The organism is Sphingomonas mesophila, assembly GCF_003499275.1.
In the GTDB taxonomy this organism is placed as follows: Bacteria; Pseudomonadota; Alphaproteobacteria; order Sphingomonadales; family Sphingomonadaceae; genus Sphingomicrobium; species Sphingomicrobium mesophilum.
In genome coordinates this window covers 219,235-240,194 of the sequence record NZ_QWDF01000001.1, presented here as the reverse complement: position 1 = coordinate 240,194, position 20,960 = coordinate 219,235, and the positions used below count along the sequence as shown (strand labels likewise).

At 68.1% G+C, this 20,960-nt stretch carries 25 protein-coding genes; 10 read left to right on the top strand and 15 right to left on the bottom strand.

Annotated features, from left to right (window positions below; all coding sequences use genetic code 11):
- Positions 1-2: 2 nt before the first annotated feature.
- The 6 genes from D0Z60_RS01220 to D0Z60_RS01195 all read right to left on the bottom strand — a co-directional run bounded on the left by D0Z60_RS01220 (position 3) and on the right by D0Z60_RS01195 (position 5,031).
- Positions 3-1,706, bottom strand: coding sequence for a peptidoglycan D,D-transpeptidase FtsI family protein (locus D0Z60_RS01220; protein ID WP_118856295.1), 1,704 nt, complete (start codon positions 1,704-1,706; stop codon positions 3-5).
- Entirely contained in the window at positions 1,703-2,380 is a 678-nt protein-coding gene (locus tag D0Z60_RS01215; RefSeq protein ID WP_162888021.1) for a hypothetical protein, read from the bottom strand. The genes D0Z60_RS01220 and D0Z60_RS01215 overlap by 4 nt, the downstream gene beginning before the upstream one ends.
- Entirely contained in the window at positions 2,377-3,345 is a 969-nt protein-coding gene (gene rsmH / locus D0Z60_RS01210) for a 16S rRNA (cytosine(1402)-N(4))-methyltransferase RsmH (protein WP_118856287.1), read from the bottom strand. The genes D0Z60_RS01215 and rsmH overlap by 4 nt, the downstream gene beginning before the upstream one ends.
- A complete protein-coding gene (locus D0Z60_RS01205) occupies positions 3,342-3,833 on the bottom strand; it encodes a division/cell wall cluster transcriptional repressor MraZ (protein ID WP_118856285.1) in 492 nt (163 codons plus the stop codon). Before D0Z60_RS01205 ends, rsmH begins: the two co-directional genes overlap by 4 nt.
- Positions 3,834-4,132: 299 nt before the next feature.
- Positions 4,133-4,792: a DUF4350 domain-containing protein gene (locus tag D0Z60_RS01200; RefSeq protein ID WP_118856284.1), complete on the bottom strand. Its 660-nt coding sequence runs from the start codon at positions 4,790-4,792 to the stop codon at positions 4,133-4,135.
- Entirely contained in the window at positions 4,789-5,031 is a 243-nt protein-coding gene (locus D0Z60_RS01195; protein ID WP_118856282.1) for a hypothetical protein, read from the bottom strand. Before D0Z60_RS01195 ends, D0Z60_RS01200 begins: the two co-directional genes overlap by 4 nt.
- Positions 5,032-5,112: 81 nt before the next feature.
- Here D0Z60_RS01195 and D0Z60_RS01190 point away from each other — a divergent pair, with 81 nt between their 5' ends.
- From D0Z60_RS01190 to D0Z60_RS01165, 6 genes are all read left to right on the top strand, one after another.
- Positions 5,113-5,475, top strand: a complete 363-nt coding sequence (locus tag D0Z60_RS01190) for a hypothetical protein (protein WP_118856280.1) — start codon at positions 5,113-5,115, stop codon at positions 5,473-5,475.
- Between the two features lie 140 nt (positions 5,476-5,615).
- The gene (purL, locus tag D0Z60_RS01185) at positions 5,616-7,829 is read left to right on the top strand and encodes a phosphoribosylformylglycinamidine synthase subunit PurL (RefSeq protein WP_118856278.1); all 2,214 of its coding nucleotides are present in this window, start codon (positions 5,616-5,618) and stop codon (positions 7,827-7,829) included.
- Positions 7,826-8,245, top strand: coding sequence for a DUF3052 domain-containing protein (locus D0Z60_RS01180; protein ID WP_240325496.1), 420 nt, complete (start codon positions 7,826-7,828; stop codon positions 8,243-8,245). Before purL ends, D0Z60_RS01180 begins: the two co-directional genes overlap by 4 nt.
- 45 nt (positions 8,246-8,290) lie before the next feature.
- Positions 8,291-8,485: a (2Fe-2S)-binding protein gene (locus tag D0Z60_RS01175; RefSeq protein WP_118856276.1), complete on the top strand. Its 195-nt coding sequence runs from the start codon at positions 8,291-8,293 to the stop codon at positions 8,483-8,485.
- A gap of 113 nt (positions 8,486-8,598) precedes the next feature.
- Positions 8,599-9,078, top strand: a complete 480-nt coding sequence (gene bfr / locus D0Z60_RS01170; RefSeq protein WP_118856274.1) for a bacterioferritin — start codon at positions 8,599-8,601, stop codon at positions 9,076-9,078.
- An 82-nt stretch (positions 9,079-9,160) separates the two neighbouring features.
- Positions 9,161-10,441, top strand: a complete 1,281-nt coding sequence (locus D0Z60_RS01165) for a DUF418 domain-containing protein (RefSeq protein WP_240325495.1) — start codon at positions 9,161-9,163, stop codon at positions 10,439-10,441.
- A 49-nt stretch (positions 10,442-10,490) separates the two neighbouring features.
- Here D0Z60_RS01165 and D0Z60_RS01160 read toward each other — a convergent pair whose 3' ends face one another.
- The gene (locus tag D0Z60_RS01160; protein ID WP_240325494.1) at positions 10,491-10,919 is read right to left on the bottom strand and encodes an Hpt domain-containing protein; all 429 of its coding nucleotides are present in this window, start codon (positions 10,917-10,919) and stop codon (positions 10,491-10,493) included.
- Positions 10,920-10,993: 74 nt separating this feature from the next.
- Positions 10,994-12,376 carry a ribosome biogenesis GTPase Der gene (gene der, locus D0Z60_RS01155; protein WP_118856272.1) on the bottom strand — a complete coding sequence of 461 codons (1,383 nt, stop codon included), beginning with the start codon at positions 12,374-12,376 and terminating at the stop codon, positions 10,994-10,996.
- A 49-nt stretch (positions 12,377-12,425) separates the two neighbouring features.
- Between der and D0Z60_RS01150 the strand changes: the two genes are divergently transcribed.
- From D0Z60_RS01150 to D0Z60_RS01135, 4 genes are all read left to right on the top strand, one after another.
- Positions 12,426-12,923: a hypothetical protein gene (locus D0Z60_RS01150; RefSeq protein WP_162888020.1), complete on the top strand. Its 498-nt coding sequence runs from the start codon at positions 12,426-12,428 to the stop codon at positions 12,921-12,923.
- A 26-nt stretch (positions 12,924-12,949) separates the two neighbouring features.
- Complete coding sequence (gene panB / locus D0Z60_RS01145; RefSeq protein ID WP_420822773.1) at positions 12,950-13,819, top strand: 3-methyl-2-oxobutanoate hydroxymethyltransferase; 870 nt, start codon at positions 12,950-12,952, stop codon at positions 13,817-13,819.
- A 112-nt stretch (positions 13,820-13,931) separates the two neighbouring features.
- On the top strand, positions 13,932-14,669 hold the full coding sequence (locus tag D0Z60_RS01140) for a tetratricopeptide repeat protein (protein WP_240325493.1): 738 nt from the start codon (positions 13,932-13,934) through the stop codon (positions 14,667-14,669).
- Between the two features lie 8 nt (positions 14,670-14,677).
- The gene (locus D0Z60_RS01135; protein ID WP_118856267.1) at positions 14,678-16,006 is read left to right on the top strand and encodes an outer membrane protein assembly factor BamB family protein; all 1,329 of its coding nucleotides are present in this window, start codon (positions 14,678-14,680) and stop codon (positions 16,004-16,006) included.
- Positions 16,007-16,199: 193 nt separating this feature from the next.
- On the opposite strand, the gene D0Z60_RS01130 is transcribed toward D0Z60_RS01135, so the two are convergent.
- The 7 genes from D0Z60_RS01130 to guaA all read right to left on the bottom strand — a co-directional run bounded on the left by D0Z60_RS01130 (position 16,200) and on the right by guaA (position 20,886).
- Positions 16,200-16,685: a DUF2141 domain-containing protein gene (locus tag D0Z60_RS01130; RefSeq protein WP_118856265.1), complete on the bottom strand. Its 486-nt coding sequence runs from the start codon at positions 16,683-16,685 to the stop codon at positions 16,200-16,202.
- 64 nt (positions 16,686-16,749) lie between these two features.
- Positions 16,750-17,049 carry a PepSY domain-containing protein gene (locus D0Z60_RS01125; RefSeq protein WP_240325492.1) on the bottom strand — a complete coding sequence of 100 codons (300 nt, stop codon included), beginning with the start codon at positions 17,047-17,049 and terminating at the stop codon, positions 16,750-16,752.
- Positions 17,046-17,633: a ferric reductase-like transmembrane domain-containing protein gene (locus D0Z60_RS01120; protein ID WP_118856263.1), complete on the bottom strand. Its 588-nt coding sequence runs from the start codon at positions 17,631-17,633 to the stop codon at positions 17,046-17,048. The genes D0Z60_RS01125 and D0Z60_RS01120 overlap by 4 nt, the downstream gene beginning before the upstream one ends.
- Before the next feature lie 41 nt (positions 17,634-17,674).
- On the bottom strand, positions 17,675-18,307 hold the full coding sequence (locus tag D0Z60_RS01115; protein WP_118856261.1) for a 2OG-Fe(II) oxygenase: 633 nt from the start codon (positions 18,305-18,307) through the stop codon (positions 17,675-17,677).
- Between the two features lie 31 nt (positions 18,308-18,338).
- Positions 18,339-18,656, bottom strand: a complete 318-nt coding sequence (locus D0Z60_RS01110) for an arsenate reductase (RefSeq protein WP_118856259.1) — start codon at positions 18,654-18,656, stop codon at positions 18,339-18,341.
- Between the two features lie 81 nt (positions 18,657-18,737).
- Complete coding sequence (locus D0Z60_RS01105; protein ID WP_162888019.1) at positions 18,738-19,079, bottom strand: hypothetical protein; 342 nt, start codon at positions 19,077-19,079, stop codon at positions 18,738-18,740.
- A 238-nt stretch (positions 19,080-19,317) separates the two neighbouring features.
- On the bottom strand, positions 19,318-20,886 hold the full coding sequence (guaA, locus tag D0Z60_RS01100; protein WP_118856254.1) for a glutamine-hydrolyzing GMP synthase: 1,569 nt from the start codon (positions 20,884-20,886) through the stop codon (positions 19,318-19,320).
- Positions 20,887-20,960 lie beyond the last annotated feature (74 nt).

Below are 20,960 nucleotides of genomic sequence, written 5' to 3'. Positions count from 1 at the left end.
GGTCAGTCTTTCGCGCGGATATGGGGCAGGACTTCGGACATGTTCGCATCACGTTTCTTGTCGGGGCGGACGCCGAGCATCGGCGCGATCCTGCTGATCGTCTTAGACACCACCGGCGCGACGTTCCAGCCCGCATAACGGAAGCCCATCGATTCGGCGGTCGCCTGCGGCTCGTCGAGCATCACCACCATCACGTAGCGCGGCTCGTCGACCGGGAACACGCCGGCGAAATTGGTGATCACCCGGCTGTGCGAATAGCCGCCGCCGACCGCCTTGTCGGCGGTGCCGGTCTTGCCGCCGACGCGGTAGCCCGGGGCGTCGGCCTTCTTGCCGGTGCCGTGGGTGACGACGAGGCGAAGCAAGGAGCGCATCTTGTAGCTGGTGTCTTCCGAGAACACCCGGCGGCCCTTGGGCGCGGGGTGGGTGCGGTCGACCTTGAGCAGGGTTGCGGGGCGGTAGATGCCGCCGTTCATCAGCGCCGCATAGCCGGTCGCAAGGTGCAACGGGGTGATGGCGATCGAGTGGCCGAAGCCGACGGTCATGACGTCGGTCCGGCTCCAGTCGCGCGGGGCCAGCGTCCGGCCACGCTCGGGCAACTCGGTCTGGAGCGGCGCAAGGAAGCCCATGTTGCCCAGGAACTGCTTGATCCGCGCCGCGCCGACCTGGTCGGCGATCTGGGCGGTGCCGACGTTCGAGCTTTCCTGCATGATTTCGGCCACCGAGCAGGCGCGGTTGAACGGGTGGGTGTCGCCGATCGAGCGACCCGAGACGTTGAGCTGGCCGGGGCACGGATACATCTGGCCGACCGATTTCACGACGCCCGAATCCAATCCCATGGCGACGGTGAACGCCTTGAACGTCGAGCCGAGCTCATAGACTCCGAGCGTGGCGCGGTTGAAGCGCGCCTCGAGCGAGCCCTGGCCGGCGATGTTGGGATTGAGCTGCGGCAGGCTGGTCATCGCCAGCACCTCGCCGGTGTGGATGTCCATGATGACGCCGGCCGCGCCGATCGCCGAGAAACGGGTCTTGGCGTCGAGCAGCTCATGTTCGAGCGCCTGCTGGATCCGGCTGGAAATCGACAGCACGACCGGAGTGCCGCGGGTGGCGGGATCGCTCAGCTGCTTGTCGAACGCGCGCTCGATCCCGGCCGTGCCGTGGCCGTCGGTGTCGGTGTAGCCCAGGACATGCGCGGCAAGGCTGGTCTGCGGGTAAAGCCGGTCGGGCTCGCGGTCGAGGCCGAGGCCGGGCTCGCCCAATGCGTTGATCGCTTCGACCACGTCCGGCGCGGCCCGGCGGCGGAGGTAGAAGAAGGTCTTGTCCGAGCGGAGCATGGCATAATAGGCCGCCTCGTCCCGCTCCGGCATGATCCGCGCCAGTGCGCGGGCGAGATCGAGCTTGTTGCCGATGACCTTGGAGGGATGGAGCGCGATGCTCCACGCGTCGATCGAGCGGGCGAGCATCTGGCCTTCGCGGTCGACGATGTCGCCGCGCGCCGGAACCAAAGTGGTAACCGCCGACTGGCGCCCGGCATGATCGCCGAACAGCGCGAGATAGATGATCCTGAGCGCGACGATGGCGATGATGCCGGCATAGACCAGCATGCCGATCATCAGCCGCTGATGCATCACCGCCAGCACCTTCTGGCGCTGGCCGACCAGCCTCAAGCGATCCGGGCGGGTGGCGAGGCCGGGCGATGGCGCGTTCATTGCGGCGTGGCGGAATCTTTGGCGGTGGCGGGCTTGGCGGCGGACTTGGCCGGCGTCTTGTCCCTGGCGCCGGGCAAGGGCGCGAGCGGATCGGACGAGGCGAGTTTCGGCTTGGCGGCCGGCTTGGCCTTGGCCGGACCCGAATCCTTCGCTGCTTCCTTGGCCTTGGGCTCGACCTTGGTCTTCGCCGAGCGATCCGGAAGCGCGTAATTGGCGACGTGCAGCAACTGGTCGGGGCGGGCAGCGCGCGGCGCGGAGTCGGCGGCGCGCGGCGCCGGCTGGGTGGCGACCGGAGCGCCGTCGCTGTCGAGTTGCGGCGCGGCGCGCTCGGCCTCGGGCGCGGACGCGAGCACCATCGGCGCGTCGAGCGTGTGCTTGGCCGGCGGGCGGACCATCGAGGCGAGCTGGAAGCTGCCTTCGAGGATCTGGTCGGCCGACGGCGCGCTGAGGCGAATGAAATTGGCGTTCCACCGCTCGAGCTGGGCGAGCCGGCCGCGGGTGCCGATCTCGGTCTGGAGCACGCGGATCTGGCGCTGGGTGTCGACGATCTCGGCCTCGACCGATTCGAGTTGCGCGCGTTCGGACGCGACGTTCAGCGACACCAGGTAGCAGCCGAGCGCCGCCCCGGCGACGCTGGCCGCCATCACCAGAGACCCGAAACCACGGCCGCTCATCGCACGCCTCCCTGTGCTTGCTGGTCCCACGCGGGCGCATCGGTGCGCACTGCCGTTCGCAGGCGTGCCGAGCGCGCGCGCGGGTTCGATCGAAGCTCGTCCTCGCTCGGCGAGACCGGCTTCATGACTTTGGCGAAGCTCGGCGGCGGGCCGCGCTTCACTTCGGGCAGATGGCGCGAGCCCGAGGGCGTGGCGCCGCTGCGATCCTTGAGGAAGCGCTTGACGATGCGATCCTCGAGGCTGTGGAAGGTGACCACCGCGAGGCGGCCGCCGGGGCGAAGCACGCGCTCGGCGGCGCGCAGACCCGCCTCGAGCTCGTCGAGCTCGGCGTTCAAATGAATGCGGATCGCCTGGAAGGTGCGGGTCGCGGGATCGCTCTTCATGCCCTTGTGGTGGCCGAGCGTCTTGCGGACGATTGCGGCGAGCTCGGCGGTATGGGTCAGCGGGCGGGCGGCGACGATGGCGCGGGCGACGGCGCGGGCGCGCGGCTCCTCGCCATAGTCCCTCAGTACGCGCGCGATCTCGGCCTCGTCGGCGGAATTGAGGAAGTCGGCGGCGGTCTCGCCGGCGCGGCTCATGCGCATGTCGAGCGGGCCGTCGCTGGAGAAGGCGAAGCCGCGGTCGGCCTGGTCGAGCTGCATCGAGCTGACGCCGATATCGAGCGCGACGCCGTCGACCGGCGCGAGGCCGCGCTCTTCGAGCGCGCGATCCATGTTGGAGAAGCGTTCGTGGATGAGCGTCAATCTGGGGTCCGGGACGAGCGATGCGCCCTGTTCGATCGCGTCAGGATCACGATCGAAGGCGATCACTCGTCCCGCCCCCGCCCCGAGCATGGCGCGCGAATAGCCGCCTGCTCCGAAGGTGCCGTCGACATGAGCTTCGCCGGATTGGATGGAGAGACTGGCGATCACCTGGTCGATCAACACCGGGACATGTGCCGCCTGGGGCTGGGACACGGCGGTCATTGCGCCACCCCCCTCTCCTCAAGGCGGAAACGGGCGATGTCCTTCATGTCCTCGGGGACATTCGGGTCATCGAGGAAGTGGCGCGGGTTCCAGATCTGGAAGGTCTCGCCGGCGCCGATGAACAGAGCCAGGTCTTCGAGTCCGCCCTTGCGGCGCATCATCGGCGGAAGGAGAATCCGGCCCGAACTGTCGTAGGGCACTTCCTCGGTCGCGCCGAACGCCATCAGCGCGCGGCGGGCATAGTCGAGCTCGCTCGAGGCGGCGGTCTCTTCCTTTTCGGCGAGGCGCTCGAGCTTGGCATATTTGAGCGCGGCATAAGCGGGGTCGTAGGCGGAGAGCGCGGGGAACACTTCGTGCTTGGCGAGGACGATGGTGCGCGCGTCCCCGCGCCGTTCGATCACCGAGCGCAGGAAAGCGGGAACGGAGACGCGGCCCTTGGCGTCGACCGCGTTCAGCGCGCTTCCCTGAAACAGATGCTCGAGTGCCACCCTTTGTACTCCCCGGGCGGCGCACGGCTTTCCCGTTCACAGGGTGCACGGCATCGCCGTCCGCCCGCGTCCTTCCGTCAAAGGTGAGGATCGCCCCGCGCCGGCAGTGTTGGTAACTCAAGCGGACTGGGGACACAATGGATTTCGATGCCATTTCATGGGATTTAGTGGGAAATGGACCGTTCTCCTTGGGAAAGTGCGGCGCCGGGGCAACAAATTTGCGCAACTGTTCTCGACTTGTTCTTGGTGGCAGGCTTGTGGATAAGTCTGTGCGCGGGGGTGGACGCGCGGCGACTCGGCTAGCGCGCGAGCGAGTCGATCAGGGAGTCGAGTTGCGCGGCATTGGCGTCGAATGCGGTGCCAGCGAGGTCTCGACTGAGCCAGTCGGCATCGGCGACGACGATCGCCCGGCCGGAACCGAGGCGGCAGCGCGCGACGGTCTGCGTTGTTACCGCGCACTGGCGGTTGGCGGCGATCAGCGCGCCTGGCGAGATGTAGCGCACGCCGCCGCGCTCGGCCGGGCCGGGCGCGTCGGGCAAGTCGAGGGTGAGGCCCCAGTGGGCGAGGAGGCCGGTGTCGGGAAACATCGGCGGCGGGCGCAGCGGGTCGCCGAGCGGGCGCTCGCTCGGCCATTCGAGGCGCGGGTCGGCGAGGAGGAGGAGGCGGCCGCCCGAGCGGACCCAGCGGTCGAGCGCGACCAGCTCCTCGGCGGGCAGCGCGCGCGGCTGGACCATCAGGAGGGTCGCATTCGGCGGCAGCTGGCTCGGCAGGTCGACGGCGGTGAGGCGGAAGCGGCGCTCGAGGTGGGCGACGATCGGCGGCGCCTCCGTCTCGAGCGAGAATTGCTCGCCGAACAGCAGCGGCAGCGAGGTGAGCAGGTGAATGTCGCGTTTCTCGGGCGCCGCCCTGGCGCAGGCGGCGAGCACGACCAGCGCGAGCGCCGCCAGCGCGGCCTTCACTGGCTGTTGGACTGCTGGTTGTCGCCGGCCGCGCTGCTGTCGCCGGGCGCAGCGCCGATCTCGGCGAGCGGATCGTTGGGCTCGCTCTCGGCATTGGCGGCGAGCGCGGCATTGGCCGCGTCGGGCTCGCTGCTGTAGCGGGTGATCGCGGCGCCGATCATCACGAGCAGGAACACCACGGCCAGCCCGGTCAGCCCGATCCTGATGCGTTGCCGGTGAACCGGCTCCTCCCCACTCATGGCCCAAGACTATGCACCGCGGCGGGGCAATGCAATGATCGCGCTTGACGAAGGCCGGTGCGGGCCCGAAAGCGCGCCGCCATGAAGCACATCCTGCCCCTGCTCGCTCTCGCTGCCGCCGCGCTCGCCGGCTGCAACCAGACCTCCGCCGAAGAAGCCGCCGCCGCCAATGCCGCGGCCGAGGCCAACGCCATCGCCAACGTCAAGCTGCCGCCGTCGATCGTCGCCAGCCACAAGTATCGCTGCGGCGACAACAGCGTGATCGCGGTCGACTGGAAGAGCGACGGCACGGTCAACAGCGCGCTGGTGACGCCCGAGGGCGGGACCGGCACGATCGTCACCCAGGCCGCGGCCGACGGCGACTATGCCGCCGAGGGCGCGACGCTGACGGGCGACCCGCAGGCGACCAGCGTCACCTACAACGGCAAGAGCTGCAAGCGCTAACAAACTGATCCGCTCGTCCTGAGCGGAGCGCAACGCGCGTAGTCGAAGGGCGCCCTTCGACTTCGGCCTTCGGCCTGCGCTCAGGACGAGCGAAGGGATCGGGATTTACTCCCGCAACCGCCCCGCTTACTGGCCGCGCCATGACCGCCGCCACTGCCGAAATCACGCCCGAGATGGTCGCCGAGCATGGGCTCAGCGATGAGGAATATCAGCGCATCCTGGCTGCGCTCGGGCGCGCGCCGAACCTGGTCGAGCTCGGCATCTTCTCGGTGATGTGGTCGGAGCATTGCTCCTACAAAAGCTCGCGCCGCCACCTCAAGAAGCTGCCGACCGAGGCGCCGTGGGTGATCTGCGGCCCGGGCGAGAACGCCGGGGTGATCGACATCGGGGACGGCGACGCCGCCATCTTCAAGATGGAGAGCCACAACCACCCCTCGTACATCGAGCCCTACCAGGGCGCGGCGACGGGCGTCGGCGGGATCCTGCGCGACGTGTTCACCATGGGCGCGCGGCCGATCGCCAACCTCAACGCGCTGCGCTTCGGGCGGCCCGACCACCCCAAGATGCGGCATTTAATCGGCGGCGTGGTCAGCGGAATCGGCGGCTACGGCAATTGCGTCGGCGTTCCGACGGTCGGCGGCGAGGTCAATTTCGACGCTGCCTACGACGGCAACATCCTGGTCAACGCAATGACCGTCGGGGTCGCCAAGCAGGACAAGATTTTTTACTCGGCCGCGACCGGGCTCGGCAATCCGATCGTCTATGTCGGAAGCAAGACCGGCCGCGACGGAATCCACGGCGCGACCATGGCCAGCGCCGACTTCGACGAGAATAGCGACGAAAAGCGCCCGACGGTCCAGGTCGGCGACCCGTTCACCGAAAAATTGCTGATCGAGGCGTGCCTCGAGCTGATGGCGACCGACGCGATCGTGGCGATCCAGGACATGGGCGCGGCCGGCCTCACCTCGTCGAGCGTCGAGATGGCGTCCAAGGGCGGCGCCGGGATCAAGCTCGTCATGGACCGCGTGCCGCAGCGCGAGGCGGGCATGACGCCCTATGAGATGATGCTGTCGGAATCGCAGGAGCGGATGCTGATGGTGCTGAAGCCCGGCCGCGAGGCCGAGGCCGAGGCGATCTTCCGCAAGTGGGAGCTCGACTTCGCGGTGATCGGCGAAGTCACCGGCACCGGGCGGATGGTGCTCGAATGGCGCGGCGACGTGGTGTGCGACATCCCGCTTGGACCGCTCGCCGACGATGCGCCGGAATATGACCGGCCGCACCTCACGCTCGACGAATATAAGGCGTGGGCGCAGGTGAGGCCGCTCGAGGACCTGCCCGAGAGCACGGACATCGCCGCGGATCTCTTGAAGCTGATGGCCTCGCCCAACCTCGCCTCGCGGCGCTGGATTTGGGAGCAATACGACAGCCAGGTCGGCGCCGACACGGTGCAGAAGCCCGGCGGCGACGCGGCGGTGGTGCGGGTTCATGGCACCGACAAAGCGCTGGCGATGACCACCGACTGCACCCCGCGCTACGTCTATGCCGACCCCTATGAGGGCGGCAAGCAGGCGATCGCAGAGGCTTATCGAAACCTGTGCGCCGTCGGGGCGCGTCCGCTGGCGGTGACCAATTGCCTCAACTTCGGCAACCCCCAGCGGCCCGAGATCATGGCGCAACTGGTCGAGGCGCTGCGCGGCATGGGCGATGCGTGCCGGGCCTTGGACTTCCCGATCGTGAGCGGGAATGTGAGCCTGTATAACGAGAGCAAGGCGACCGGTGGCGGGAGCGCGATTTTGCCGACGCCGGCGATCGGCGGAGTTGGGCTGCTCGAGGATTGGCGGAAGAGCGCGACGATCGGGTTCAAGGGTGAGGGTGAGGACATTGTCTTGATCGGCGACCCTTGGGGAGCTTGCGGACAGTCAATTTGGCTTCGCGAAATCTATGGCCGCACAGACGGAGAACCGCCGCGGGTCGATCTGGCTGAAGAACGTCGCCATGGTGAATTCATTCGGAAGGTCATCGGCAGAGGTCAGGCAACGGCAGTACACGACATCAGCGACGGCGGACTTATCGTGGCTTTGGCGGAAATGGCCTTGGCGGGGGGATTTGGAGCTAAGTTCGGAGGGATGATCAATGCCCTCGACCTCTTCAGTGAGGACCAAGGATGCTATGTTGTCACGACCGCTGACGCCGACCAACTACTTGCTGAAGCTTCAGACGCGGGCATATTAGCGAAGGTGATTGGCACCGTCGGTGGTGGGAATTTGGAAGCGGCGCATTGGCAGATCCCCCTCTCCGACCTGCGCGCCGCGCACGAGGGTTTTTTCCCGGCACTGATGTCGAACGAGCTGTGACCGCGAGCGCCGGCTATTCGGGGACTCCGCTGGCGCGCAAGCTCAGCCTCAAGACTGGCATGCGGCTGTTCTGGGATGGCGTGCCCGACTCCGTCGCCGATGAGATCCGCGCCGGACTTGCCGATGAGGACGCGACGGTCACCATGCTGCGCGAACCAACGGCTCCGCTCGACGCTGCCCACGTCTTCGTCACCGGCCGCGGAGCGCTGGAGTCGTGGCTCCACCGCCTGATGCCCTTGCTGTCCCCGGGTGGCTTCATCTGGGTCAGCTGGCCGAAAAAGGCGGCGAAGGTCGCGACCGATGTCACCGAGGACGTGATTCGCGATGTCTGCCTGCCGATGGGCCTGGTCGACGTGAAGGTCTGCGCGATCGACGCGACCTGGTCCGGCCTCAAGCTGATGCGGCGGCGCGCCTAGCCCGTCCCACTTGCGAATGGTTCTCATTATCGCTATTTTGCTTGGATGATCATCTGCTCCTGCAATGTGATTCGGGCGGCCGATATTCGGGCGGCGGCGGGGCGTGGGTGCCGGGACGCCGAGGCGGCCTATGCGGCGATGGGCTGCGAGTTCGAGTGCGGCGGCTGCCGCGAGCTGGCCGAGGAGATCGTCGAGCAGGCGCTGACCAATCCGGACACGGTCGACCAGCAGGCGGCCTGATCGCGCGCGGTTGCGAGTGACTCGCATTCGCAGATTTTTCTGACTTTTCCGCCGATTTTCCGCTTTCCAACCCGCCGTCATGCGCCTAGGGCTGTGGCCCAAGGAGACGGCGCATGAAGGGCGATCCCAAGGTCATCGAGCTCTTGAACGAGGCGCTCAAGGCGGAGCTGACCGCGATCAACCAGTACTGGCTCCACTACCGGCTGCTCGACAATTGGGGCGTCACCAAGCTGGCCGAATACGAGCGGCACGAATCGATCGACGAGATGAAGCATGCGGACCGGTTCACCGACCGCATCCTGTTCCTCGACGGCTTCCCCAACATGCAGGCGCTGAACCCGCTGCGGATCGGCGAAAGCGTCGAGGAGATCCTCAAGGCCGACCTGGCCGCCGAGCTCGAGGCGGTCGAAATGTACAAGGCCGGCGTGGCCTATTGCGAAAGCGTCAAGGATTACGTCAGCCGCGACCTGTTCGCCGAGGTGCTGCGCGACGAGGAAGGCCACGTCGACTTCATCGAGACCCAGTTCGACATGATCCGTGCCATGGGCCTGCCGAACTACGTCCAGCTGCAGAGCGAACCGGCGAAGGAATAGCCGTTCGTCGGCCGGTCGAATTGACTTGGCCGCGACTGTCTTAGCGAGTTAGGACACCCCCGCAGACGCAAGGGGGACGACTTTGGGCAGCATCGACACCGACACCGACCAGCGCATCGTCTCGCTCGACGTGGTCCGCGGGATCGCGGTGATGGGCATTTTGACGATGAACATCGCGGCGTTCGCACTGCCCTACCCCGCCTATCCCAATCCGGCGGCGTGGGGCGGGACCGGGCCGGCCGACCTTGTCAGCTGGGCGGTCAATTTCGTCGTCTTCGACAGCAAGATGCGCTCGCTGTTCTCGATCCTGTTCGGGGCCTCGACGCTGCTGGTGATCGAGCGCGCGACCGCCGCCGGCGGGAGCGGGGCGCGGGCCCATTTTGCGCGCATGGCGGTGCTGCTGGCGATCGGCCTCGCGCACTTCTATCTGCTGTGGTGGGGCGACATCCTGGCGCTGTACGCGATGTGCGGGATGCTGGTGTACTGGCTGCGCGGCGTGGGGGTGCGCAAGCTGGTCGGCTGGGGGCTGACGATGTTCCTGCTGTCGAACGCCTTCTTCGCCTTGGTCGGCTGGTCGGCGATGATGGCCGGGTCGCCGAGCCTTCCGCCGCACGCCGCGAGCGAGCTCTATGAGGCGCGCAACACCCTCGAGCAGGAAGTCGGCGCGACGAGCAAGAAGATCCCGGCCGACCTGGAGCTTTACCAAAGCGACTATCGCACGATCGCGGCCGACCGGATCGAGGAGCGGACATTCCAGCCTTTCACCGCGCTGGTCGGACTGGGGTTCGAGACGGTCGGGCTGATGATGATCGGCATGGCGCTGTTCCGGGTCGGCTTCCTGACCGGCGAATGGAGCTCGGAGCGCTATCGCAAATGGGCGGTTCTGGCGGCGGTCGGCGCGCTTCCGCCGCTGGCGCTGATGGCCTGGTGGCAATGGTCGTCGGGGTTCGATTCGGCGATCGTCTTCACCGCTTTCGCCGGCCTGTCGCAGCCGTTCGACCTGCTGCTCGCGCTCGGCTGGGCGGCGGCGATCATCCTGTGGCTGAAGAGCGGCGGCGCTCCGGCGCTGAAGGCGCGGGTGGCGGCGGCGGGGCGGATGGCGTTCACCAATTACCTCGCCACCTCGGCGGTGATGACGACGATCTTCTACGGCTATGGGCTGGGCCTGTTCGGCGAGGTCGGGCGAGCGGCGCTGTGGCTGTTCGTGATCGGCATGTGGGCGCTCATGCTGGCCTGGTCGAAGCCGTGGCTCGAGCGCTATCGCTACGGGCCGCTGGAGTGGCTGTGGCGCAGTTTGGCGCGCGGGCGGGTGGAGCCGATGCGGCGGGGGCAAAACGTGACCCCTCCGTCACGCCTTCGCTGACGCTTCGGCGCGCCACCTCCCCATGCTGCGCATAGGGAGGAGCGAAGGGTCAGATCCGGCCGAATTCCTGGTTGGCGACCTTGCGGCCGAAGGCGGCTGGCGCGGCGCGGGTGAGCAGGGGGTTGGTCGCCTGGTCGAACAAGGTAATGGTTCGGGCGAACATCTTCCTGAGCGCGACGACGTCGGGGATCAGCTCGTCGGGGAAGCGGTGGGTTTCGATGCACGAGCGGGCGACGGTCTCGATCTTCTCGGCGATCTCGGCCAGCGGCTCGGCGCCGAACTGGCGCGACTCGCCCTTGAGCGTGTGGGCGGGAATGACCAAAGCGACGGTATCCTGATCGCGCATCGCCTGCTCGATCGCGGCGACGCTCTTCTCGCCGTCCTCGCGGAAATAGCCGAGGATGCGGATGAAGCCGGGGCCGAGCTCGGCGCGCGAACGCTCGAAGAATACCCAATCGACCAGGCTGGCGTCGTCCAAATCCGTTCTCCGTCGGCGCCGGGCAGGCGCGGTTCCACGCCAACGGTGTCGCACGCCAAGGGTAAAGATTGGCTTTAAGCGCTCTTGTCGGCGAACGGGTTCTTGGACGAGCGCAGGTTGAGGCGCAGCGGGACCGGGCCGATGCCGAGGTCGCGGCGCATCGAATTGAGCAGATAGCGCTCGTAGCTGGCGGGCAGCTCGTCGAGGCGGTTGCCGAAGATGACGAAGGTCGGCGGGCGCGACTTCACCTGGGTGATGTAGCGTAATTTGATGCGCTTGCCGCCGGGCGCGGGCGGGGGATTGGCCTCGATCGCGCGGGCGAACCAGCGGTTGAGCTCGCCGGTGCCGACGCGCAGGCTCCACGCCTCGCGCAGCTCGAACGCCGCGCCGATCAGCTGGTCGATGCCCTTGCCGGTCGCGGCGCTGACGGTCAGCACGGTGACGCCCTTCAACTGGCTGAGCCCTTCCTCGAGCGCCGCCTTGACCCCGTTGAACAGGCTCGAGGCGTTCTCGGCGACGTCCCATTTGTTGAGCGCGATCATGAGGGCGCGGCCCTCGTCGAGCACCTGGGAGGCGATCTTGAGGTCCTGCACCTCGAGCCCGCGGGTGGCGTCGAGCAAGAGGACGACGACCTCGGCCATGTCGATCGCGCGGCGGGTGTCGGCGACGCTCAATTTCTCGAGCTTGTCGTCGACCTTGGCGCGTTTCCTGAGGCCGGCGGTGTCGACCAGCGTGACGTCGCGGAGCGTTCCGTCCCTGGCCTGCCACTGCCAGTCGATCGAGATGCTGTCGCGGGTGATCCCGGCTTCCGGACCGGTGATCATCCGCTCCTCGCCGAGCATGCGGTTGACCAGCGTCGACTTGCCGGCGTTGGGGCGGCCGACGATGGCCAGCTTGAGCGGGCCGAGCGGGCGTTCGTCGTCGTCGAGACCGGACTCGTCCTCCTGCTCACCGTCTTCGCGCTCGATGTGCGGGCGCAGCGCCTCGAACAGGTCGACCAGCCCCTCGCCATGCTCGGCCGACAGCGCGAACGGCTCGCCGAAGCCGAGCGCGAACGCCTCGAGCCGGCCGGTCTCGCCCGAGCGGCCCTCGGCCTTGTTGGCGGCGACGATCACCGGGGTGCGCTCGGCGCGCAGCCAGCGGCCGATCTCCTCGTCGAGCGGGGTCAGGCCCTCGCGCGCGTCGATCAGGAACAAAGCGACGTCGGCGGAGCGCACAGCGGCCTCGGTCTGGACCCGCATGCGGCCGGGCAAGGTGACCTTGTCCTCGTCTTCGAACCCCGCCGTGTCGATCACCTTGAACTTGAGCCCGAGCAACTCGCCCTCGCCCTCGCGGCGGTCGCGGGTCACGCCGGGGCGGTCGTCGACCAGCGCGACGCGCTTGCCGACGAGGCGGTTGAACAGGGTCGACTTGCCGACATTGGGCCGGCCGACGATGGCGACGGTGGGAAGCGGCATGGCGCGCGCCCTGCCCGCCCGCTCCCGCTTGGTCAATGGCGCGCGGTCAATGGCGGCCCCCTTGCGCGGCGCGGCGCGGCGGCTCAATCTGGCGGCCGCGACGTGGGGGAGAGACAAGATGATCGACGAACGCACTTCCGAGCGGCCAGGCTGGTTCCTGCCCGCCGCGCTGGCCGCCGTGGCATGGGAAATCCTCGGCTGCGCGATGTATCTGATGCAGGTGCGGGTCGACCCGGCCGCGCTTCCGGTCGACCAGCGGGCGATCTGGGACGCGACCCCGGCGTGGGTGACCGGCGCCTATGCCATCGCGGTGTGGGTCGGACTGGCTGGAGCGGTGCTGCTGGCGATGCGGCGCAAGCTTGCCGAGCCGCTGCTGCTGGTGTCGCTGATCGCAGTGGTGGTGCAATTCTCGGGACTGCTGCTGGTGCCCGAGCTGCGCGGGCTGATGTCGAGCGACCTGTTGCTGCTGCCGTTCGTCATCCTGGTGGTGTGCTTCGTGATCTGGAGCCTGGCGCGGCGGGCGCGGATGCGCGGCTGGCTCCGCTAGCGGTCCGCGGCTAGAAGGCGGCGATCATGTCGACCTTCACCATCGATACCGCGACCAGCCGGGCGACTCCTTCGCCGGTGCCGGGCAAGCGCATGACGGTGCCCGCGATCCGCGCGCGCAAGGTCGACGGGACGACCGCCGAGCCGCTGGTGATGCTGACCGCCTACACCATGCGCATGGCGCAATTGCTCGACCCGCATTGCGAGATGCTGCTGGTCGGGGACAGTCTGGGGCAGGTGATCTACGGCCTGCCCTCGACGGTTCCGGTGACGCTAGAGATGATGTGCGCCCACGGCGCGGCGGTGGTGCGCGGCAGCTGGCATGCGCTGGTCGCGGTCGACATGCCGTTCGGAAGCTATGAGGGCTCGCCCGAGCAGGCGTTCGCTTCGGCCAGCCGGGTGATGAAGGAAACCGGCTGCGCGGCGGTCAAGCTGGAGGGCGGCGAAGCGATGGCGCCGACCATCGCCTTCCTCGCCCAGCGCGGGATCCCGGTCATCGGCCACGTCGGGCTGACCCCGCAGGCGGTGAACACGCTCGGCGGCTATGGCGCGCGCGGCAAAAGCGAGGCGGAGGCGAAGAAGATCGTCGGTGACGCGTGCGCGGTGGCCGAGGCCGGAGCGTTCTGCGTGGTCGTCGAAGGGGTGATGGAGACCATCGCCGACGAGGTCACTGCCGCGATTGCCGTGCCGACCATCGGCATCGGCGCTTCGGCGCGGTGCGACGGCCAGGTACTGGTGACCGAGGACATGCTCGGATTGTTCGAGCGCACGCCGCGGTTCGTGAAGCGCTATGCCGATCTGGCGAGCGAGATCGGCGCGGCCGCCGCGCTCTATCGCGACGAGGTGCGCGGGCGGGCGTTTCCGACCGACGCGCAGACCTATCGGCCGAAGGGTTAAGCTCCTTCCTGCGCCGAAGGGGTGTGGAGGAGCGGCTCGCCCCTTTGCCTTTCGTAGCGGCGGCGGCTAGACGCGGCGGCGGCAAGCTTTCGTTCAGGCGGGGGAACGGAGCATGGCCGCACCGCTTCCTTCGCTCAACGAGGTATCATTGGCTCGCCCACCTTCGGACACCAACGAGGCGTTCCTGCGCGAAGTCGACGAGAATCTGCGTCGCGACCAGGCCGAACAATTCGTCAAGAACAACCTGCCGCTGATCCTCGCTGCGGTGCTGCTGCTGCTCGGAGCGGTGGCCGGCTTCCTCTACTGGCAGAACCGCCAGGCCGAGGCCGCGGCGCGCGACAGCGAGGCGCTGGTCGCGGCGATGGAAGGGCTCGGCACGCGCCAGCCGAACGCCGCCGCCAAGCTCGACCCGTTACTCGAGAGCTCGTCGGAGGGGATCGCCGCCCAGGCCGCGCTGACCAAGGCCGCCGCCGCGCTGATGAAGGGCGACAAGAGCGGCGCGATCGCCATCTATAAGTCGCTGGCGGAGGATGACGGCCAGGGCCAGCCGGTGCGCGACCTTGCCACCATCCGAATGACCGCGCTGGAGTTCGACACGATCGCGCCGGCGGCGGTGATCGCCCGCCTGGCGCCGCTCGCCAAGCCGGAGAGCGCGTGGTTCGGAAGCGCCGGCGAGATGACCGCGATGGCGCTGATCAAGCAGAACAAGACGGCCGAGGCCGGACGGCTGTTCGCGGCGATCGCCGCCAATAAGGACGTCCCGGTGTCGATCCGGAGCCGTGCCGTGCAGATCGCCGGGACGCTCGGAGTCGATGCGTCCGCGGCCATTCCCGAGCTTTCGAGAGGATAGTTCTTTTTATGTCGCTTCGTATCCGCAATCTTGCCCTGCTGCTCGCCGCCTCGGCGCTGGTCACGGCCTGCAACCCGTTCAAGAAGGACAAGCCGCAGACCCCGGTGGTCGGCGACCGGGTCGCGGTGCTGGTCGATTCGGTCGAGCTGGCGGTCGACCCGGAGACCGCGGCGATGCCGATGGTCCTGCCCGAGGCGGTGGCCAATGAGGATTGGGCGCAGTCGGGCGGCAACGCGTTCAAGTCGGTCGGCCATGCCGCGCTCGGCTCGGCGCTCGGGGTCGCGTGGACGGCGCGCATCGGCGAAGGCAGCAATAGCGGCGCGCGGCTGGTCACCGGACCGGTGGTCGGCGGCGGCCGGGTCTACACCATTGACACGCAAGGCACGGTGCGCGCGTTCGACGTGCGCAACGGCGCCGAAGTGTGGAGCGCGCGCTTCGGCGACGCCGGCAAGGACCGCAAGATCCTCTACGGCGGCGGAGTCGCGTTCGACAACGGCCGGGTCTACGCCACCAACGGCCTGGGCTATGTCGCCGCGCTCGACGCCGGGACGGGCGCCGCGGCATGGACGGTGAAGCCCGCTGGCCCCCTGCGGGGAGCGCCGACGGTGGCCGGAGACGCGCTCTATGTCGTCAGCCAGGACAACCAATTGTTCTCGCTCAAGACCGCCGACGGGGCGACCAACTGGACCAGCGCAGCGGCGCTCGAGATCGCCGGCGTATTCGGCGCCGGTGCGCCGGCGGTGGCGCGCGGAACGGTGATCGCCGGCTTCTCGTCGGGCGAGCTCAACGCCTACCGTTACGAGAACGGCCGGCTGGTGTGGCAGGACGCGCTCCAGCGCACGACGATGTCGACCAGCGTCGCGTCGCTGAGCGATGTCGACGCCGACCCGGTGATCGACGGCAACCAGGTGTTCGCGATGGGCAAGGGCGGACGCATGGTCGCGCTCGAGCTGACCAGCGGCAACCGCATCTGGGAGCAGAATGTCGGCGGCATCTCGACCCCGTGGGTGGCCGGCGAATGGGTGTTCGTGGCGACCGACGAGGGCAAGGTGGTGGCGATGAACCGCGCCTCGGGCAAGATCCGCTGGATCGCCGAGCTGCGCCGCTGGCGCGATGTCGGCGGCAAGCGCGGGCCGATCTTCTATGCCGGGCCGGTGCTTGCGGGCGGGCGGCTGATCGTCGCCGGATCGAACGGCACGCTGACCAACATCGACCCCGCGACCGGCGCGGTGCAGAGCCAGACCGGCGCCGGCGACAGCGTCAGCATGCAGCCGGTGGTGGCCGGATCGACGCTGTTTATCCTGACCGATGGCGGACGGCTGATCGCGTATCGGTAGGCGCCGGAGGCGCAGCCTTCTATTTCGTCGCCCCAGCGCAGGCTGGGGCCCATGCGTAACTTCTTCGCATTGATGGCGAGGCATGGATGCCAACCTCCGCCGACATTCCATCGGCACGAGTGCCGATGGAGCCTCGAAGTCGGCTCCGCCTTCGCTGGCATGACGAGTAAGGTTGTCGCGTGTTGCGACCGCCTCAGCTACGGGGCCCGACTTTCAACCCCTGGCGGTAGTTCATCACCACGCTGACCCGCGCCGGGGCGTTGCCGACCTTGATGGCGGTTTCCGTAAAGCTCGGCTTGCTGGTGAGGCCGAGGCGCGGGTTGCGGGAGAAGCCGGCGCCGTCGTTCCAGTCGGATTTCTTGTTGGCGTTGGCGTCGTGGCGGACGGCGAGCGCATAGCTTCCGGCAATGGGCAGCGGCAGGCAGATGTCGAGCGCGCGGCGGCCGGCGAGCGGCACGTCGACCCGGCCCGCCCACGCGCCCTTCTTGAGGAAGTCGCGCGCGCCATAGGCCTGGACGCGGACCTTGCCGGCGCCGTTCTTGAGGCCGGTGACCCGCACCAGCACTGCCGGCTTGCCGCCGACGCGACACGTCGGGTCGTTGGGCGACGCCTCGCGCGGATCGGCCGCGGCCGGGGCGGCGACCAGCGCCGCGAGGGCAAAAAAGGTGAGTTTCTTCATGCCGCGCCGACTAGCGCGCACGGCCTGAACGCCCACTGACAAGGGCGTTCAGGCGCGCGGGCGCTCACTTGGCCTTGAACAGCACCTGGCCGCGGCGGGAGACGAGCAGGGTCTTGAAGCTGACCGGGTGGAAATAGGCTTCGACGCTGCGGCCCTTGGGATCGGTGCCGTAGACCTCGTAGCAGCCGCCATCGACCTTGGCCTTGCGCACCTTCCAGCCGTCCTTCTTGAGCTTGCCCTGGAGCGCGTCGATGCTCTTCCAGCTGGCCTTGGGCGCGTCGCAGCTCATCTTGCCGGTGGCGGCCGCGGGCGAGGCGGCGAGGCCGACGGCGGCGACGACACTTAGCATCAACAATCGTTTCATGCGTAAATCCTTTGCGTAGTGAACATCTTGGCCAGCCGCGCCGCCTGGAGCAGCGCCAGCGGAGCGACATGAAGCAGGGCCTCGCTGAGCCCATCGTGAACCAGCGCCCAGTGCAGGATGGTCAGCAGCGCCGCGGGGTAGGCGAAGCGCTGAAGCCGCTTCCAGCCCGAGCCGAGCGCGCGCATCGCACCGTCGCTGCTGATCAGCGCCGGCACCGCCATCGCCGCGGCGGCGAGCCAGCCGGCGGCCATCGCCGGGGCCTGCGCCTCGTCGACGATCGCCGCCGCCGCGCCCATCTCGAGCACGTAAAGCGCGAGGTGGAGCAGCGTGTAGAGGAAGGCCGCGACGCCGATCGCGCGGCGGTGGCGGAGCAGCCATGCGAGCCATGCGCGGTGGCCGATCAGCGCCGCGAGCGGCGCGAGGCACAAAGCGAGGATCAGCAGCCGCGCCGACCACAGGCCGCTCGCCGCGACATAGTCGGCCAGCCACGGCTCGCTGGCGCCGAGCGAGTCGAGCGCCATCGCCAGCGCGGGCAGCGCGAGCGCGAACCACAGGATGAGCTTGGCGGGGGCGACGCGGGGCACGCGCCTTTCTAGCTAGTTGCGAGCGATTCGCAACAGTGCCGCTAGTCGAGCCCGACGCGGCGGCCGAGATGGCGGAAGAAGCGGCGCACCCGCTCGTGCTTCTTGGTGCGCTCGAGCCCGCTCAGATAATTGAGCTGGAGCGACTTGCGCTCGCCCTCGAACGGCTTGTGGCCGTGCCAGCAGTCGGGCGTCACCTTGAACACCAGCATGTTGCCGAGCAGCGGCGGGCATTCGGCGGCGTAATCGTCGAGGTCGCAGCTGTTGTTGAGGATCCTGAGGCCGGTGTCCGACGCCTCGGTGTCGCGGTTGAAGTAGAGCAGCACGGTGACCGCCTTGGTCGGCGTGTCGGTATGGATGTTGCCGTCGGTCTTGCGGGCGTGGCCGCGGACGTTGATCTTGGTGTCGAGCCCGGCGAGGTCGACGCCCATCTTCTCGGCGATGACGGCGCGGAAGTCTTCGCCCTCAAGCTCGTCGAGCAGCCGGGCGAAGGCCGGGCCGGGCGTTGTGTCGCGGCTGCTGACGACGCCGGCTCGGTCGATCGCCGGGAAGTCGGCCGCGACCTGATCGGCGGCGTCGGCGCGCAGCGCGCCCTCGACGACGAAGAACGGATAGGGCTGCTGCCGCACGTCGGCGGCGCGGATGCGGTCGAGGTCGAGAGTTGTGGCGGCGCTCATGCCGCTGCTTTTGCGTCAAAAAGTGGCCGCTTCAAGGCTTTTGCGGAAGGCCGACGGTGACCCCGCCGGACCCGTCCTCGACCACCGGCCGCTTGATCAGGCTGGGGTGCGCCAGCATCAGCGCAAGCGCCTTGGCGCGGTCGATGCCGGCCTTGTCGCTCTCGGCGAGGCCGCGGAAAGTCGTCCCGCGCCGGTTGAGCAATGCTTCCCAACCCACCGCATCGGCCCAGCGTTCGAGCTCGCCAGCGGTCGGCGGCTCTTTCTTGAAGTCGCGGAAGCGATGCTCGCCGAGCGCGGCGCGCGCCTTCTTGACGCTGTCGCAATTGGGGATGCCGTGGACGGTGATCATTCGCACTTCGTCTACGGATGTTGGTTGCAAAGGAAAGGCGCCCGTTGCCGAGCGCCTTCCTTCGTCCGGCAAACGCTCGCCCTAGTTGGCGCGCGCTTCGCGGACCGCGCGGGTCAGCGCGGCGGTATTGTTCCGCGCGGTGCAGGTCGAGCCTTCGGTCTTGCGCTGCCTGGCGAGAACATTAGCGTTGACGTCGCAAATCGCGGCGGCGAGGCCGATCGGCACCTGGACGTTGATGTTCTTCAGCGCCTCGATGTTGTTGTTGTTGATCTCGAGATTGAGATCGCGGGCGAGGTTGTTGAGCAGCTCGACGTTGGCTCCGGACAGGTCGACGACGACCAATCCGTTGTTGGTCTGGGCTGAAGCGGGAACGACGGCGAACGCCATCGAGGTCGCAAATAATGCGACGATTGCCTTACGCATGGTTACTCTCCTGGTCGAAGGGCGCAGGACCATGCTCGCGTTCATGCCTACGAGAAGCTGAAACTCTTCAAGGGCTTAATCGGCCCACGCAATGTTACGAACGGAGCCGGCGGCGCGCCAGTGCGAACATTCTTGAGTTGCCAGGCCATCCATGCGCGGCCCTGGTGCCGATCGCGACTGCCCTTGGCCTACCGGCAGTGGATAAGAGCGTCGTTCTGCCGCCTGGCCGGTGGTCCGCTTATTCCCACTCGATCGTTCCCGGAGGCTTGCTCGTATAATCGTAGACCACACGGTTGATGCCTTCGACCTCGTTGATGATGCGGGTCGCGACGGCGCTCAAGAAGGCGGCGTCGAACGGGTAGATGTCGGCGGTCATGCCGTCGACGCTGGTCACCGCGCGCAGGGCGAGGACGTGGTCGTAGGTGCGCGAATCGCCCATCACGCCGACGGTGCGGACCGGAAGCAGCACCGCGAACGCCTGCCAGATCGCGTCGTAGAGGCCGGCGCTGCGAATCTCGTCGAGGTAGATGGCGTCGGCCTTGCGCAATATGTCGCAGCGCTCCTTGGTCACTTCGCCGGGAATCCGGATGGCGAGGCCGGGGCCGGGGAACGGGTGGCGGCCGACGAAGGCGTCGGGCAGGCCGAGTTCGCGGCCGAGTTCGCGCACCTCGTCCTTGAACAGCTCGCGTAAGGGCTCGACCAGCTTCATGTTCATCCGCTCGGGCAGGCCGCCGACATTGTGGTGGCTCTTGATCGTCACGCTCGGCCCGCCGGTGAAGCTGACGCTTTCGATCACGTCGGGATAGAGCGTTCCCTGGGCGAGGAAGTCGGCGCCGCCGATGCGCTTGGCCTCGGCCTCGAACACGGTGATGAATTCGCCGCCGATGAACTTGCGCTTGGCCTCGGGGTCGGTGATGCCGGCCAGTCCGCCGAGGAAGTCGGCGGATGCGTCGACGTGGACCAGCGGGATGTTGTAGCTGGTGCGGAACAGCGAGACGACCTGCTCGGCCTCGCCGGCGCGCATCAGGCCGTGGTCGACGAACACGCAGGTCAACTGCTCGCCGATCGCCTCGTGGATCAGCACCGCGGCGACCGCGCTGTCGACTCCGCCGGACAGGCCGCAGATCACCTTGCCGTCGCCGACCTGGGCGCGGATCTCGGCGATCTTGCTGTCGCGATAGGCGGCCATCGTCCAGTCGCCCGAACAGCCGCAGATGTGCCGCACGAAATTGGCGATCAGCCGGGCGCCGTCGGGAGTGTGCGCGACTTCGGGGTGGAATTGCGTCCCGTAATAGCGGCGTGCCTCGTCGGCGATGACCGCGAACGGCGCGCCGTCGCTGGTCGCGACGATGCGGAAGCCGGGCGCGAAATCGGTGACCTTGTCGCCGTGGCTCATCCACACCTGGTGGCGTGTCCCGACCGCCCACAGCCCGTCGAACAGGGCGCATTCCTCGGTCACGGTGAGGAAGGCGCGGCCGAACTCGCCCGAACGCTCGCCCTCGGCGCCGCCGCGCTCGACCCGGCCGCCCAATTGGTGGCTCATGACCTGCTGGCCGTAGCAGATGCCGAGGATCGGCAGCCCGCTGTAGAACAGCGCCTGCGGAGCGCGCGGCGAACCTTCGTCGGGCACCCCGGCGGGCGAGCCCGACAGGATGATGCCCCGGGGGTTCATCCGCGCGAATGTCTCGGCGGCGGTGGTGAACGGAGCGATCTCGCAATAGACCCCGGCCTCGCGCACCCGCCGGGCGATAAGCTGGGTCACCTGGCTTCCGAAATCGACGATCAGGATGGTGTCGGCGGGGGTCATTCGGCGCTCGCATGAAGGCAAAAAGAATGCGCCGGAGCCCTAGGGCCCCGGCGCATCCTTGTCACCCGTGACGG

Bases quoted from the DNA above. Each gene is read 5' to 3' on its own strand.
- D0Z60_RS01220 (WP_118856295.1), bottom strand. From the start codon at position 1,706: ATGAACGCGCCATCGCCCGGCCTCGCCACCCGCCCGGATCGCTTGAGG.
- D0Z60_RS01215 (WP_162888021.1), bottom strand. From the start codon at position 2,380: ATGAGCGGCCGTGGTTTCGGGTCTCTGGTGATGGCGGCCAGCGTCGCC.
- rsmH (WP_118856287.1), bottom strand. From the start codon at position 3,345: ATGACCGCCGTGTCCCAGCCCCAGGCGGCACATGTCCCGGTGTTGATC.
- D0Z60_RS01195 (WP_118856282.1), bottom strand. From the start codon at position 5,031: ATGAGTGGGGAGGAGCCGGTTCACCGGCAACGCATCAGGATCGGGCTG.
- D0Z60_RS01190 (WP_118856280.1), top strand. From the start codon at position 5,113: ATGAAGCACATCCTGCCCCTGCTCGCTCTCGCTGCCGCCGCGCTCGCC.
- purL (WP_118856278.1), top strand. From the start codon at position 5,616: ATGACCGCCGCCACTGCCGAAATCACGCCCGAGATGGTCGCCGAGCAT.
- D0Z60_RS01175 (WP_118856276.1), top strand. From the start codon at position 8,291: ATGATCATCTGCTCCTGCAATGTGATTCGGGCGGCCGATATTCGGGCG.
- bfr (WP_118856274.1), top strand. From the start codon at position 8,599: ATGAAGGGCGATCCCAAGGTCATCGAGCTCTTGAACGAGGCGCTCAAG.
- der (WP_118856272.1), bottom strand. From the start codon at position 12,376: ATGCCGCTTCCCACCGTCGCCATCGTCGGCCGGCCCAATGTCGGCAAG.
- D0Z60_RS01150 (WP_162888020.1), top strand. From the start codon at position 12,426: ATGGCGGCCCCCTTGCGCGGCGCGGCGCGGCGGCTCAATCTGGCGGCC.
- panB (WP_420822773.1), top strand. From the start codon at position 12,950: ATGTCGACCTTCACCATCGATACCGCGACCAGCCGGGCGACTCCTTCG.
- D0Z60_RS01140 (WP_240325493.1), top strand. From the start codon at position 13,932: ATGGCCGCACCGCTTCCTTCGCTCAACGAGGTATCATTGGCTCGCCCA.
- D0Z60_RS01135 (WP_118856267.1), top strand. From the start codon at position 14,678: ATGTCGCTTCGTATCCGCAATCTTGCCCTGCTGCTCGCCGCCTCGGCG.
- D0Z60_RS01130 (WP_118856265.1), bottom strand. From the start codon at position 16,685: ATGAAGAAACTCACCTTTTTTGCCCTCGCGGCGCTGGTCGCCGCCCCG.
- D0Z60_RS01125 (WP_240325492.1), bottom strand. From the start codon at position 17,049: ATGAAACGATTGTTGATGCTAAGTGTCGTCGCCGCCGTCGGCCTCGCC.
- D0Z60_RS01115 (WP_118856261.1), bottom strand. From the start codon at position 18,307: ATGAGCGCCGCCACAACTCTCGACCTCGACCGCATCCGCGCCGCCGAC.
- D0Z60_RS01110 (WP_118856259.1), bottom strand. From the start codon at position 18,656: ATGATCACCGTCCACGGCATCCCCAATTGCGACAGCGTCAAGAAGGCG.
- D0Z60_RS01105 (WP_162888019.1), bottom strand. From the start codon at position 19,079: ATGCGTAAGGCAATCGTCGCATTATTTGCGACCTCGATGGCGTTCGCC.
- guaA (WP_118856254.1), bottom strand. From the start codon at position 20,886: ATGACCCCCGCCGACACCATCCTGATCGTCGATTTCGGAAGCCAGGTG.